This is a genomic window from Pseudomonas sp. DR208, assembly GCF_019823005.1.
In the GTDB taxonomy this organism is placed as follows: Bacteria; Pseudomonadota; Gammaproteobacteria; order Pseudomonadales; family Pseudomonadaceae; genus Aquipseudomonas; species Aquipseudomonas extremorientalis.
This window is the reverse complement of sequence record NZ_CP081944.1, coordinates 499,038-512,978: the sequence shown is the minus strand read 5'-3', so window position 1 is coordinate 512,978 and position 13,941 is coordinate 499,038. Positions and strand designations below refer to the sequence as shown.

At 61.8% G+C, this 13,941-nt stretch carries 13 protein-coding genes; 9 read left to right on the top strand and 4 right to left on the bottom strand.

The genetic code is table 11. From position 1 onward, the window contains the following. Nucleotides 1–66: 66 nt before the first annotated feature. The gene (locus K5K89_RS02280; protein ID WP_222540783.1) at nucleotides 67–2,967 is read right to left on the bottom strand and encodes an aminotransferase; all 2,901 of its coding nucleotides are present in this window, start codon (nucleotides 2,965–2,967) and stop codon (nucleotides 67–69) included. Between the two features lie 152 nt (nucleotides 2,968–3,119). Here K5K89_RS02280 and rfbB point away from each other — a divergent pair, with 152 nt between their 5' ends. From rfbB to K5K89_RS02245, 7 genes are read left to right on the top strand one after another with little or no spacing between them, the layout of a single operon-like run. Continuing rightward, nucleotides 3,120–4,202 (top strand): dTDP-glucose 4,6-dehydratase, encoded by a 1,083-nt coding sequence (gene rfbB, locus K5K89_RS02275; protein ID WP_222540782.1) that lies wholly within the window; start codon nucleotides 3,120–3,122, stop codon nucleotides 4,200–4,202. After that, nucleotides 4,199–5,074 carry a glucose-1-phosphate thymidylyltransferase RfbA gene (rfbA, locus tag K5K89_RS02270; protein WP_222540781.1) on the top strand — a complete coding sequence of 292 codons (876 nt, stop codon included), beginning with the start codon at nucleotides 4,199–4,201 and terminating at the stop codon, nucleotides 5,072–5,074. The genes rfbB and rfbA overlap by 4 nt, the downstream gene beginning before the upstream one ends. Beyond that, nucleotides 5,071–5,616 (top strand): dTDP-4-dehydrorhamnose 3,5-epimerase, encoded by a 546-nt coding sequence (rfbC, locus tag K5K89_RS02265; protein WP_222540780.1) that lies wholly within the window; start codon nucleotides 5,071–5,073, stop codon nucleotides 5,614–5,616. Before rfbA ends, rfbC begins: the two co-directional genes overlap by 4 nt. Continuing rightward, the gene (gene rfbD, locus K5K89_RS02260) at nucleotides 5,613–6,482 is read left to right on the top strand and encodes a dTDP-4-dehydrorhamnose reductase (protein ID WP_093121629.1); all 870 of its coding nucleotides are present in this window, start codon (nucleotides 5,613–5,615) and stop codon (nucleotides 6,480–6,482) included. The genes rfbC and rfbD overlap by 4 nt, the downstream gene beginning before the upstream one ends. Nucleotides 6,483–6,518: 36 nt before the next feature. Next, nucleotides 6,519–8,327, top strand: a complete 1,809-nt coding sequence (locus K5K89_RS02255; protein WP_071492473.1) for an ATP-binding protein — start codon at nucleotides 6,519–6,521, stop codon at nucleotides 8,325–8,327. Next, nucleotides 8,324–9,700, top strand: coding sequence for a sigma-54-dependent transcriptional regulator (locus K5K89_RS02250; RefSeq protein WP_222540779.1), 1,377 nt, complete (start codon nucleotides 8,324–8,326; stop codon nucleotides 9,698–9,700). Before K5K89_RS02255 ends, K5K89_RS02250 begins: the two co-directional genes overlap by 4 nt. A 26-nt stretch (nucleotides 9,701–9,726) precedes the next feature. Further along, nucleotides 9,727–10,182 (top strand): YiiD C-terminal domain-containing protein, encoded by a 456-nt coding sequence (locus K5K89_RS02245; RefSeq protein ID WP_071492475.1) that lies wholly within the window; start codon nucleotides 9,727–9,729, stop codon nucleotides 10,180–10,182. Nucleotides 10,183–10,208: 26 nt separating this feature from the next. Here K5K89_RS02245 and cysQ read toward each other — a convergent pair whose 3' ends face one another. Both cysQ and nudE read right to left on the bottom strand, forming a co-directional pair. Further along, complete coding sequence (gene cysQ, locus K5K89_RS02240) at nucleotides 10,209–11,045, bottom strand: 3'(2'),5'-bisphosphate nucleotidase CysQ (RefSeq protein WP_071492476.1); 837 nt, start codon at nucleotides 11,043–11,045, stop codon at nucleotides 10,209–10,211. Next, entirely contained in the window at nucleotides 11,042–11,608 is a 567-nt protein-coding gene (nudE, locus tag K5K89_RS02235; RefSeq protein ID WP_071492477.1) for an ADP compounds hydrolase NudE, read from the bottom strand. The genes cysQ and nudE overlap by 4 nt, the downstream gene beginning before the upstream one ends. A gap of 87 nt (nucleotides 11,609–11,695) precedes the next feature. Between nudE and yrfG the strand changes: the two genes are divergently transcribed. Beyond that, nucleotides 11,696–12,358, top strand: a complete 663-nt coding sequence (gene yrfG / locus K5K89_RS02230; protein ID WP_222540778.1) for a GMP/IMP nucleotidase — start codon at nucleotides 11,696–11,698, stop codon at nucleotides 12,356–12,358. A 107-nt stretch (nucleotides 12,359–12,465) separates the two neighbouring features. Here yrfG and lysM read toward each other — a convergent pair whose 3' ends face one another. Beyond that, nucleotides 12,466–12,906, bottom strand: a complete 441-nt coding sequence (gene lysM, locus K5K89_RS02225; protein ID WP_071492479.1) for a peptidoglycan-binding protein LysM — start codon at nucleotides 12,904–12,906, stop codon at nucleotides 12,466–12,468. 132 nt (nucleotides 12,907–13,038) lie between these two features. Between lysM and K5K89_RS02220 the strand changes: the two genes are divergently transcribed. Next, the gene (locus K5K89_RS02220; protein WP_222540777.1) at nucleotides 13,039–13,926 is read left to right on the top strand and encodes a LysR family transcriptional regulator; all 888 of its coding nucleotides are present in this window, start codon (nucleotides 13,039–13,041) and stop codon (nucleotides 13,924–13,926) included. Nucleotides 13,927–13,941 lie beyond the last annotated feature (15 nt).

Genomic DNA, 13,941 nt, shown 5'->3' with positions numbered 1-13,941 from the left:
CTTTAAAAGCGACAAAAGATCATAGCTGATGAGTATGACAGTAGTTAACCGATAACAATCGATTAATCACACCTGCTCATCCAGCACCTTCGACAGCATGTCGACAAAGAAGTCCACGCTGCGCCTCGACGTGACCATCGGCGGCTTGATCTTGAGAATGTTCAGATAGTCGCCGGTAGGCTGCATGAAAATGCCCAACTCCCGCAGGCGATCACACAGCAAAGTGGTTTCTTCGGTGGCGGGCTCCAGGGTTTGCCGGTTACGTACCAATTCCAGGCCGAGGTAAAATCCGGAACCGTGGACGGCGCCAACCAACGGATGGCGCTCGATCAGAGCTTCCAGGCGTGCCTTGAAATGCGCGCCAACCACCTGGGCGTTTTCCCACAGTTTTTCTTCTTCCATCACATCCAACACGGCCATGCCGATGCGGCAACTGACCGGGCTGCCCCCCGACGACGAGAAGAAGTAGCCCTCAGCCTCCAGCGCCTCGGCGATTTCACGCCGGGTGATGACCGCACCCAGGGGCTGGCCGTTGCCCATACCCTTGGCCATGGTGATGATATCGGGCACCACACCTTGCTCTTCAAAGCCCCAGAAGAAATGCCCCATGCGGCCGTAACCCACCTGCACCTCATCGGCGATGCACACGCCGCCCTGGGCACGGACAAGTGCATACACCCGCTGCAAATAGCCCGGCGGCAACGAGATGCCACCGGCATTGCCGTACACCGGCTCACAGATGAAACCGGCCAGTTGGCGTTGGCTCGCGGCGATTTTCGCCAGGTTGTGCTCCACACTTCGTACGTAATCGGGCGCACTGTCCTGCCCGCGGAACTCGCCGCGATAGGTATTCGGTGCGGTCACCGGGTGCACCCAATCCGGGCGGCTGCTCAAGGCCTGGGGGTTGTCGGCAATCGAGGTGGACACCGCATCCGCCGCCACCGACCAGCCGTGGTACGCCTCCAGCACGCTGAGCATGTCGCGCCCGCCGCTGTAGGCCCAGGCCAGGCGTATCGCCAGGTCATTGGCCTCGGTGCCGCTGTTGACCAGGAACACCCGGTCCATGCCCTCTGGTGCCAGCGCGAGCAAGCGCTCGGAAAACTCGGCAATCGCCGCGTAGTGAAACCGCGAGTTGGTGTTGAGCAACGACCACTGCCGCGCCGCCACCGCCGCCATGCGCGGGTGGCCATGGCCAAGCACCGCCACGTTGTTGAGCATGTCCAGGTAGGAACGACCCTGCATGTCGATCAGGTGGTTGCGCCAGCCACGCTCGATGCGCGGCGGATCGACGTAATAGTGCTTTTGCGAACGGGCGAAACTGGCGTCGCGGCGGGCCAGCAGGGCCTCGGGGTCCAGCTCGGGCTCGGCGTCGCAAGCCAGCCCCAGCAGCGCAGCCGGCGATGGGCAAAGCGCTTGCCACGCCGCTGCCCGGGACGGTGCGCAGAATAGCGGTGCGGGCAAGTCAACACGGCAAAGCTGCACTGTCAGCGGGCCCTCGACCTCACCGATCACCTGGCCCTTGAGCACCGCAGCCCCCGGCTGCAGCAGCGGCTTTACACCCCATAGCCGCACGGTCGTTTCGCTGTTATGCACATGAAGTTCATCATTGGCTCCTCGTCGTACCACACCGGCAAACGGCGCTTCGACGGAAGTCCCCGATGGCACGTGCAGCTCAACGTGCAACGCAAACGTCTCCGGCTCGGTCGCACTGTCGGGCCGGGTACGCGACAAACGGTATTGCCCATAGCGGCTCGCCGCCAGCCCATGTACCGCTGCCGCATCCTGCAACAGGCGTTGATCGATACCAGCTTGCTCCCAGTTGCCCGCCTCGAAATGCGGGCTGAGCACACCCAGATCGATCAGCGCAAACTCGCGGCCTACCAACCCCGGCAACAAGGGCGCAAAGCCTTGGCTGACGATAGGTGCGGGTGCCTGGCCAACACAGCTGAGAATCGCCGCCTCCATCAGCTCAAACGGCACCGAGGTCGCTACATGGAAGATTTCCCACTCATGCTCGGCGTTTTTCAGCAGGTAGCTGTTATGCGGATCCAGCCGTTGTTGCTGCTCGCTGCTCAAGACCAGCACCGCCGCCCGGGCGACGATCAGCGGCCATAGCGCCTGTAATTCTGCGGGTTGCAAGGGCGTCACCGCATGACAAGCCTGGATTGCCGGCAAAATCGCAAAGGGATCGCCCTCGGCATGGTGCAGCAGGGCGGCGCAGGTCACCGACAGGTCGGCAATGCGCCAGGTGTGCACCAGATCGCCGAAATCGATCACGCCCTGAAATTGCCAGTGGCGTTGCGCATCACGCTGCCACACCACATTGTCGTCGGTGATATCCATGTGCACGGCTTGCCACGGCAGGTGGTCGGCCAGGGAGCGCATACGGTTGCGGACCTGCTCAGCCACTTGCTCCAGTGCTTCGCGGTGGGGCAAATCTTCCAGGGTGGCCAGCAGATGCTTGATCAATTCCAGGGCATGGCGCGGGTCCCATTGCAACGTACGCTCCAGGCCCGGATGTTCGAACGACGCCAGCGCCTGGCTCATCCGACCGCACAGGTCGCCGAAGCCTGCGATCACCCTGTGCCCCAAATGCACCTGATGGGTCAACGGTTGGCCGTCGATGTAATCCAGCACCCGCACATGCAGGTTTTGGCCGTCGAGGGTCAGGGTCAGCAGTTCTTCACCGGTCAGAGCCTTGATGACCTTGGGTGCGCGCACGGCCTGCAGGGTGTTGAGCGCCGCGTGCTGGGCCTGAAGCTCAACGGCAGCGTAGTCGCCCCGGCAGATTTTCAGAACGAACCGGCCACGGGCACTGTCGACTTTGTAGTTGAGATCCTGCTGGCTGCCCAATGACTGCAAGGTGCCCGTGAGGCCGTAATGCTGCTCGAGCAGTTGTGCCGCCTGATCGGGGCTCACTTGCGGGCAAGGTAGACTGGCGCGATGGATCAGGGTGGCGAGCAGCATGGGGGGTGGCCTCGGTTTTTTAGGGGTGTATATCGCCATTGTTCAGGGGGCTTACGCAACCCCCTGCGCAAACCACGCTTGCACCGCCCGGCGGCACAACTCAAGCTATGCTCCATTCACTTAATGTCCGTCTAAGGAAAAGGCCCTCCGACATGCGCATTCTCATCACCGGTGGCGCCGGTTTTATTGGCTCCGCCTTGATCCGCCACCTGATTCAGCACACCGAGCACGAAGTGCTCAACCTGGACAAACTCACGTATGCCGGCAACCTGGAATCGCTGACCAGCATCGCGTCCAACAGCCGCTACGAGTTCGTCCAGGCCGATATTGTCGACCAGGCCACTGTCAGTGCCGTACTGAAGCGCTTCGAGCCCCAGGCGATCATGCACCTGGCGGCCGAGTCCCATGTAGACCGCTCGATCGATGGCCCGTCGGACTTCATTCAGACCAATATCGTAGGCACCTACAGCTTGCTGGAAGCCACCCGCGCCTATTGGCAGACGCTCGACGAGCCCGCCAAGCGTGCGTTCCGCTTCCATCACATCTCCACCGATGAGGTGTACGGCGACCTGCATGGCGTGGACGACCTGTTCACTGAAACCACACCCTATGCACCCAGCTCACCGTATTCGGCCAGCAAGGCGGCGTCCGATCACCTGGTCCGCGCCTGGCAGCGCACCTACGGCTTGCCGGTGCTGCTGACCAACTGCTCGAACAACTACGGGCCATTCCACTTCCCCGAGAAGCTGATCCCGCTGGTGATACTCAATGCCCTCGCAGGCAAGCCGCTGCCCGTCTACGGTGATGGTTTGCAGGTGCGCGACTGGCTGTTCGTCGAAGACCACGCCCGCGCATTGCTCAAAGTGGTCACCGAAGGTGTGGTCGGCGAGACCTACAACATCGGCGGCCACAATGAGCAGAAGAATATCGACGTGGTGCGCGGCATCTGCGCCCTGCTTGAAGAGTTGGCGCCACAGCGCCCGGCCGGCGTCACGCAATTTGTCGATCTGATCACCTTCGTCAAGGATCGCCCAGGCCACGATCAGCGCTATGCGATCGATGCCAGCAAGATCGAACGCGAACTCGGCTGGGCGCCGGAAGAAACCTTTGAAACTGGACTGCGCAAAACCGTGCAGTGGTACCTCAATAACTTGGAATGGTGCCGCAGGGTCCAGGACGGCAGTTATCAGGGTGAACGTTTGGGCAACACCGACTTTAAGGATCTGATCGCATGATGAAGGGAATCGTATTGGCCGGCGGTTCCGGCACGCGTTTGCACCCCATTACCCTGGGTGTGTCCAAGCAACTGCTGCCGGTCTATGACAAGCCGATGATCTACTACCCGATCTCGGTGCTGATGCTGGCAGGTATCAAGGATATTATGGTGATTTCCACACCAGTGGACTTGCCGCAATATCGCAACCTGCTGGGTGATGGCAGCCAGTTCGGCGTGCGTTTCAGTTATGCAGAGCAGCCGTCTCCCGATGGCCTGGCTCAGGCATTCCTCATTGGTGAGGAGTTTATCGGCGAAGACTCAGTCTGCCTGATTCTGGGCGACAACATCTTCCACGGCCAGCATTTTGGTGACCAATTGCGCACCGCAGCCGAGCGCGCTTCAGGGGCCACGGTATTCGGCTACTGGGTCAAGGACCCGGAGCGTTTCGGCGTGATCGACTTCGACAAAGAGGGCCGCGCCCTGTCCATCGAAGAAAAACCGACCAAGCCAAAATCGTCCTATGCGGTTACCGGCCTGTATTTCTACGATAACGACGTGATCAAGATCGCCAAGGCGGTCAAACCTTCACCTCGTGGGGAGCTGGAGATTACCGACGTCAACAATGCGTACCTTAAGCGTGGCGACCTGCATGTGGAGCGTTTCGGCCGCGGCTTTGCCTGGCTTGACACCGGCACCCACGACAGCCTGCTCGAAGCCTCCACCTATGTGCAGACCATCGAGCATCGCCAAGGCTTGAAGGTAGCCTGCCTAGAAGAAATCGCCTACGAAAATGGCTGGATCGACCGCGACTACCTGCTGGAGCGTGCCAAGTACTTTGGCAAAACCGGCTATGGTCAATATCTGTTCACGATCGCAGGGGAAACTCCATGAATGTAACCGCCACTGCGCTGCCCGATGTACTGATCATCGAGCCTAAGGTTTTTGGCGATGAGCGTGGTTTCTTTTATGAGAGCTTCAACGCTCGAAATTTTGCGCAAGCCACTGGACTAGAAGCGCAATTTGTCCAGGACAACCACTCGCGCTCGCAAAAAGGGGTGTTGCGCGGTTTGCACTACCAGATCGAACACGCCCAAGGAAAACTGGTGCGTGTGACAGCGGGTGAAGTATTAGACGTAGTGGTGGACATCCGTCGCAGCTCACCTCAATTCGGCAAATGGGCCAGCGTGCGGTTGTCTGCTGACAACAAAAGACAGCTCTGGATTCCGCCAGGGTTTGGCCACGGGTTTGTGGTGCTCAGTGACTATGCCGAATTCCTGTACAAAACCACTGATTACTACACCCCCTCAGCTGAACGCTGCATTCGCTGGAACGATTCTGATCTCAATATCGATTGGGAGTTTGCTGGCGATCCGACGCTATCCGTCAAGGATCAAAACGGCCAAAGCCTGAAAGATGCAGACCTGTTCCCATGAAGATCCTGATCTGTGGCCAGCACGGCCAAGTCTCCCGCGAACTGCAACAACGCCTCCAGGGCTTGGGCGAACTCATCGTCCTGGGCCGCGACCAGCTTGACCTGGCCAATGCAGAACAGATCCGCCAGCAAGTGCGCGCCCACCGCCCCAGCCTGATTATCAACGCAGCGGCTCACACCGCTGTCGATCAGGCCGAAAGCGAACCGGACGCCGCATTTGCCATCAACGCCATCGCCCCCGGCATTCTCGCCGAGGAAGCCAAGGCACTGGGCATCCCGTTGATCCACTACTCAACCGACTACGTGTTCGACGGCAGCAAACCGGCGCCTTACACCGAAGCCGACACGCCGAACCCGCTGGGCGTCTATGGCCAGAGCAAGCTGGCCGGCGAGCAGGCGATTGCAGCCGTAGGGGGTCAGTACCTGGTTCTGCGCACCAGTTGGGTCTACTCCAACCACGGCAAGAACTTCCTGCTGACCATGCAACGCCTGCTGCAGGAAAAACCGCAGATGCGCATCGTCGCCGATCAGATCGGCGCACCGACCTGGGCCGGTAGCATCGCCAACAGTACGCTTGCGTTGATCGAGCGCTGGCAAGCCGGCACAGCGGGGGAATGGGGGGTATATCACCTGACCGCCCAAGGTGAAACGTCGTGGTTCGGTTTTGCCGAGGCCATCGGCGAGCATCTGCGCAAGCAGGGCAAAGCCTGTGCCGAGCTGGAAGCCATCCCTTCCAGCGCCTACCCGACGCCCGCCCAGCGTCCCTTGAACTCACGCCTCGATTGCAGCCGCTTGCAACAACAATGGCACGTCAGCCAGCCGCAGTGGCAAGACGCATTGCGCGAGTGTCTTGCACAGCAGCACTAGGCATAATGCGCCTGTACCCACAGGCGCACGACTCCCATGACTCCACCCCTCCCGCGCAGACCCCGCTGGCGCAGCCTCGCCCTCCTGGCGCTTTGCCTGGCGCCGCTATTGTGGCCGCTGGAGCATCTGGCCGAGCGTTATTACCGCAGCGAACTGGCCGGCCAGAACCGCCAGACCCTCGACCTGTACGTCGCCAACCTGCTCGGCACCCTGCACCGCTATGAAGTGCTGCCGCAAATCCTCGGCGACCTGCCGGCACTGCGCACTGCATTGGACGCGCCCAACGTCAGCACCAACCTGGTCAACGCCAACCTGCTGCTCAAGGAGGTCGCCGCCCAGGCCGGGGTGGAAGTGATGTACCTGATGGACACCACCGGCAAGACCCTCGCGGCGTCCAATTGGGATAAACAAGATAGCTTTGTCGGGCGCAACTTCTCGTTCCGCCCGTATTTCAGCGAAGCCATGGCCGGGCGTCTGGGGCGGTTTTTCGGCCTGGGCACTACATCGGCCAAGCGCGGTTATTTCTTCGCCGCCGCCGTACGTGACGGCGATAAGATCATCGGTGTATTGGTGGTCAAGGTCGACCTGGACCACACCGAAAGCCTGTGGGGCAACACCCCGGAACAACTGCTGGTCACCGACCATAACGGCGTGGTGATCCTGACCTCGCGCCCGCAATGGCGATTCCGCGCGACCCGTCCGCTGACCGCTGAAGAACGCCAGGCCATCATCGCCATCCAGCCCTACCCGACCCGCGACCCGCAGCCGTTGAGTCTGAGCAGCACCGCGTGGCTGCGCCAATCCACGGCCATCGCCGAAACGGGCTGGAATGTGGAAATCCTTGCGCCACGCTCGTTGATCAACCGCCCGGTGCGCACCGTGGTTGCCGTCGGCGGCGCGACGCTGCTGGTGTTGATGTTGCTGCTGGGACTGATGATGCAACGTCGCCGTCACTACCTGGAGCGCATTGCGTTCGAAGCCAAGGCCCGCCGCGAGCTGGAAGCGCGGGTGGTCGAGCGTACCAGTGACCTGGAGGGCCTCAACCGGCGCCTGAAACAGGAAGTGCTGGAGCGCGAACACGCCCAGCAGGAGCTGGTACGGGCCCAGGACGACCTGGTGCAAGCAGGTAAACTGTCGGCGCTGGGCACCATGTCGGCGAGCATCAGTCACGAACTCAATCAGCCCCTGGCCGCCATTCGCAGCTACGCGGAAAACGCCGAAATCCTGCTCGACCATGAACGCACCAATGACGCCCGCGGCAACCTCAAGCTGATCAGCGAACTGACCGGGCGCATGGCCTCGATCATCGCCCACCTGCGCGCTTTCGCCCGTCGCGACCGCCATGCGCCCGAAAGCGTGGCCCTGCAACCGGCGCTCGACGATGCGCTGGCGTTGCTGGCCAAGCGGCGACGGTCGATGGAAGTGGAACTGATCCGCGACTTGCCGGAAGCCACCCTCTGGGTACAAGCCGGCGAAACCCGCCTGCGCCAGGTGCTGGGCAACCTGCTGGCCAACGCCCTCGACGCCCTCACCGAAAAAGGCCCGCCGCGCAGACTCTGGCTGAGTGCCGAAACCACCGAACAGGGCGTCAACCTGTACATTCGCGACAACGGCCCGGGTTTTTGCATGGAGGCCCTGGGGCGCGCCAGCGAGCCGTTCTACACCACCAAGACACGCACCCAGGGCCTGGGCCTGGGGCTGGCGATCTGCGAGACCCTGATGCGTGCCTTCGGCGGCGAACTGCTGTTTGCCAACCACAAGGAAGGCGGCGCGCTGTTAACCTTGAAATTGCGCGCCGGCTCGCCGGGCGTCAGTCTGCAACCGTCCGAGGACCGCAGTGTATGAGTATCGATAACCAGATTCAGGTGGTGTTGATCGACGACGATCCACACCTGCGTCAGGCGCTGTGCCAGACCCTGGACCTGGCCGGGCTGAAAGTCCTGCCCCTGGGCGAAGCCAGCGGCCTCACCGCACGCCTGTCGCGGGACTGGCCGGGGGTGGTGGTCAGCGATATCCGCATGCCCGGCATGGACGGCCTGGAGCTGCTCGCCGAACTGCACGGCCAGGACCCGGACCTGCCGGTGCTGCTGATCACCGGTCATGGCGATGTGCCGCTGGCGGTGCAAGCCATGCGCGCCGGTGCCTATGACTTTCTGGAAAAACCCTTCGCCAGCGACGCCCTGCTCGACAGCGTCCGCCGTGCCCTGGCTCTGCGCCGCCTGGTACTGGACAACCGCAGCCTGCGCCTGGCCCTCAGCGATCGTCAGCAATTGAGCACGCGACTGGTCGGGCATTCGCCGCAAATGCTGCGCCTGCGTGAACAGATCGGCGCCCTGGCCGCGACCAAGGCCGATGTGCTGATCCTCGGCGAAACCGGCGCCGGCAAAGAGGTGGTGGCGCGTGCGCTGCACGACCTGTCGAGCCGCCGCAGCGGGCCGTTCGTGGCGATCAACGCCGGGGCGCTGGCTGAATCGGTGGTCGAAAGCGAGCTGTTCGGCCACGAGCCTGGCGCCTTCACCGGCGCGCAGAAACGCCGCATCGGCAAGTTCGAGTTCGCCAACGGCGGTACCTTGTTCCTCGATGAAATCGAAAGCATGAGCCTGGACGTGCAGGTCAAACTCTTGCGCCTGCTGCAGGAGCGTGTGGTGGAGCGGCTGGGCGGCAATCAACTGATCCCGCTGGATATCCGCATCATCGCCGCCACCAAGGAAGACCTGCGCCAGTCCGCCGACCAGGGTCGCTTCCGTGCCGACTTGTATTACCGACTCAACGTCGCGCCGCTGCGTATTCCGCCGCTGCGTGAGCGGGGTGAGGATGCCTTGATGCTGTTCCAGCACTTCGCCGATGAAGCCAGCAGTCGTCACGGCCTGCCGCTGCACGAACTGCAACCGGGCCAGCGCGCCCTGCTGCTGCGCCATAACTGGCCGGGCAATGTACGCGAACTGCAAAACGCCGCCGAACGCTTCGCATTGGGGCTGGAACTGGCACTGGATGCCACGCCGGACAACCCTGCCGCCGGTGTGTTGACGTCCAACTCGGGTGGCCTGAGCGAACAGGTCGAGCAGTTCGAAAAAAGCCTGATCGCCGCTGAGCTGACCCGCCCCCACGGCTCCATGCGCAGCCTCGCCGAAGCCCTCGGCGTACCGCGCAAGACCTTGCACGACAAGCTGCGCAAGCACGGCCTGAATTTCGCCAACCAAAGCGGCGATGACGAATGACCGCTCCCACTCGCCAAGAGGCCCCCATGAACCGCGACAGCCGTTACCTGGAATCCATTCTTCACCACGACATCCCCCTCACCCGGGAAATGGGCCTCAAGGTGCTCGACTGGCACCACGGGCGGCTGGAACTGCATCTGCCCTTGCACGCCAACATCAACCACAAGAGCACCATGTTCGGCGGCAGCCTGTATTGCGGCGCAGTGCTGGGGGGTTGGGGCTGGCTGCACTTGCAACTGCGTGAAGAAGGCATCGAAGACGGGCACATCGTGATTCAGGAAGGGCAGATCAGTTATCCGCTGCCGGTCACGCGGGATGCAACGGTGGTATGCCAGGCGCCGGAGGAGAAGGTGTGGAAGCGCTTTTTAGCGACGTACCAGCGCTATGGTCGCGCGCGCATCACGCTGGAGACGTGGGTTGTGAATGAAGGCAGCGAGGAGCGTGCAGTGGCCTTCACCGGGCAGTACGTCCTGCACCGCTGACTGCCACCCCCCTCCCACCTTCCGCCTCAGGATCTGGCCAGGGTCAGCAAGCGCTCGCGCCACGCAGCCTTGGCCGGCAACGCCAAAAAGAACGGGTTCAACAACGATGCCCGCGCCGGGTAGCTGAACGGCTCACCGCTCAGCTCCAACACTTCGCCCCCCGCGCCTTCGAGTACGCCCTGGGCCGCCGCCGTGTCCCACTGCGAGGTCGGCGCCAGGCGCGGATAGCAGTCCGCACTGCCCTCGGCCAACAAACAGAACTTCAGCGAGCTGCCGATATTCGTCAGCTTCAACGCGCCCAGGCCTTCGCTCAGCCCGCCCAGTAAACGCTCCTGCTCCGCGCTGGTATGCCGACGACTTGCAACTACGGTGAACGACTCGCCCGCTGCCGGTGCTTCACGCACCTGGATCTGCTTGGGCGCTTCATTCACATCGGATCGCCAAGCACCCAAGCCGGCGCCACCGAAGTAGCAACGGCCGTTGGTGGGCATCGAGACCACGCCGAACACGACGCGGCCCTGTTCGATCAGGGCGATGTTCACGGTGAATTCTTCGCTGCCGGAGATGAATTCCTTGGTGCCATCCAACGGATCCACCAGCCACCAGCGCTGCCAGCCGGCGCGCACGCTCTGGTCGATATCGGCATCTTCTTCGGACAGCACCGGAATGCTCGGGTCCAGCGCGGTCAGGCCGGCCAGGATCAGGTGATGAGCGGCCAGGTCCGCGGCCGTCACCGGCGAATCATCGGCTTTGGACGTAACGGCCACGTCAGCGCGCCAGTACGGCAGGATCACTTCACCGGCCTGACGGGCCAGCTCGATCACCGGGGCAATAAACGGGTGGCCTAAAAACAGTTCGCTCATGCGTTAAACGCTCCTCGCTGGGTCAACAGGTCTCGTACCAGGTACAGCGCGGCCAGAGCCCGGCCTTCGCTGAATTGCTCATTTTGCGCCAGCATCGACAGCTCGCGCAGGTTGACCCGGTCCACACGCATCGGCTCAGGTTCATCGCCTTCCAGGCGTTCTTCATAGAGGTCGGTGGCCAGTACCACCTGGATTTTCTGGCTCATGTAGCCAGGCGACAGCGACAGTTCCGTGAGGTGCTCCAACTGCCGTGCGCCGTAGCCCGCCTCTTCCTTGAGTTCGCGATTGGCCGCCGCCAGTACGTCTTCACCGGGCTCGATCAACCCCTTGGGCAACGACAGCTCATATTCGTCGGTACCGCCGCAGTATTCTTCCACCAGCAACGCATGGTCTGCGTCGATCATGGCCACAATCATCACCGCGCCGTAGCCGGCACCGCGACCCACCAGGCGCTCGTAGGTCCGCTCAACGCCATTGGAGAAGCGCAATTGCACTTCCTCCACGCGGAACAAACGGCTACTGGCGACTATTTCGCGGGCGAGGACGGTGGGTTTCTGGCGCATGAGCGGCTCCTTGGCGTGATCGGGTTACTATACCGTGGCTTTTCCGATTGTCTGTGTCGGATATCTTTACTTACATGAGACCGCCCCATGCCCTCTTTGCCCTGGCACGCCATCGACACTGTCCTGCTGGACATGGACGGCACCCTGCTCGACTTGCATTACGACAACCACTTCTGGATGGAACACCTGCCCCAGCGCTACGCCGAACTGCATGGCGTGAGCCGCGCCCTGGCCGAGATGGAGTTGCAGCCGCTGTTCGAGCGTAACGCCGGACAGTTGCAATGGTATTGCCTGGACTTCTGGAGTACCGAACTGAAGATCCCGGTGCGCGAACTCAAGCTGGAAACCGCGCACCTGATCGCCCTGCGCCCGGATGCCGACACATTCCTCACGGCAATCAAACGGGCCGGCAAGCGCGTGATCCTGATCACCAACGCTCATCGTGATTCCCTGTCATTGAAGCTGGAACGCATTGAACTGGCGCCGTATTTCGAGCGGTTGATCAGCTCCCACGATTACGGTTTCGCCAAGGAGAACCCGCAGTTCTGGGATGCCCTGCAAGCCGATATCGGCTTCGACCCGGCACGGAGTTTGTTTATCGATGACACCTTGCCGATCCTGCGCAGCGCCCGGGCGTTTGGCGTGGGGCATTTGTTGGCGGTAAAGGAGCCGGACAGCAAGAAAGGTCCAAAGGACACGGCGGAATTTGCGGCGGTCGACGACTACCGAGATCTCATTGCCGGACTCTGACCCCATGTGGGAGGGGCTTGCCCCCGATTGCTGTGCATCAGAGACACATTCAGTCACTGACACACCACCATCGGGGGCAAGCCCCATCCCACCTTTCGTCCTGCGTTTTACTCAGGAATACGCAGCGTCTGCCCTGGGTAGATTTTGTCCGGGTGCGACAACAGCGGCTTGTTGGCTTCGAAGATCTTGTTGTACTGGTTGGCGTTGCCATACACCGCCAGGGAAATCGCGCTCAGTGTGTCGCCCTTTTTCACCACGACGAAACGGGCGGCAGCCACAACAGGCCCGGAAACGGTGATCTGGTCATCTACACTGGCCACACCGGCAATGTTGCCCAGCGCCAGCAGGATCTTCTCTTTCTCTTCCTGGGTGGCGACTTCACCGGTCACCGTCACCTTGTCGCCATCCACCGTGGTCTGCACATTCGGATTACCCAGGCCCACTTTGGCCACGTGCTCCTTCAACTGCTCACTGGCGTTTGCATTACCCGGCGTCAACAGGTCGACAATCTTTTCGCCGGCTTCCTTGATAAAGCTGAAAATGCTCATAGTGCGCGCTCCTTGTTAATTGATTTCCAGATGCCCAAGACTAGACCAGTCCTACAGACTTGGGTTCCAGCCCGGCAAAAGACCCAAACGCGCTAGAATCCCCCCGCCATTGGAATAAGCCCTGGAGCGAAGATGGACATCAAACAGTTGAAATTCCTCATCGCCCTCGACGAGACCCGCCACTTCGGCCAGGCGGCCGCGCGTTGCCACATCACTCAACCGACCCTGTCGATGCGCCTGCGCAGCCTTGAAGAAGAGCTGGACCTGCCTTTGGTCAATCGCGGCCAGCGCTTCGAGGGCTTTACCGCCCCCGGTGAGCGCGTGCTGGCCTGGGCACGCACGGTGCTGGCGGCGTACGACGGCTTGCAGGCCGAAGCGGCCGCCTGTCGCGGCAACCTCGTCGGCACATTGCGCCTGGGCGTGGTGCCGTTGTCGAGCTTCGATCCCTTGGCATTGATGCAGCAACTGCACAAAGAACACCCGAACCTGCGCTTCGAGCTGTCGGCGCTCAGCTCCGAACAGATCCTTGAGCAACTGGCGAGCAATCGCCTGGACCTGGGCGTGTCTTACCTGGAGCGCCTGGACGCTGAGCGCTTCGACTCGCTGGCCTTGGGCGAAACCCGCATGGGCCTGCTCTACGACCAACGCTTCTTCAGCTTTGGCGACACGCCATTGAGCTGGGAAGCCCTGATCGAACTGCCCCTGGGCATGCTCACCAGCGGCATGCACTTTCGCCAATCCATCGACCACAACTTCCACAGCCGTGGGCTCAACCCGCAGCCATTGTTGCAGACCGATGCCGTCCATCAGTTGTTGCAAGCCGTGCATGGCGGCTTGTGCTGCGCCGTGATGCCTTTGGACGGTGGCCTGGATGCACTCACCGAGCATCTGCGCCTGCAGCCGATCGAAGACGCCCATACACTCGCGCGCCTGGGCTTGATCATGCGCCGCAGTGCACCGCGCTCGGCGCTGGCAGAGGCGTGTTTCGCGCTGTATCAGAAATCGCAAAACGAGTCTTGATCGACGTCATCTATC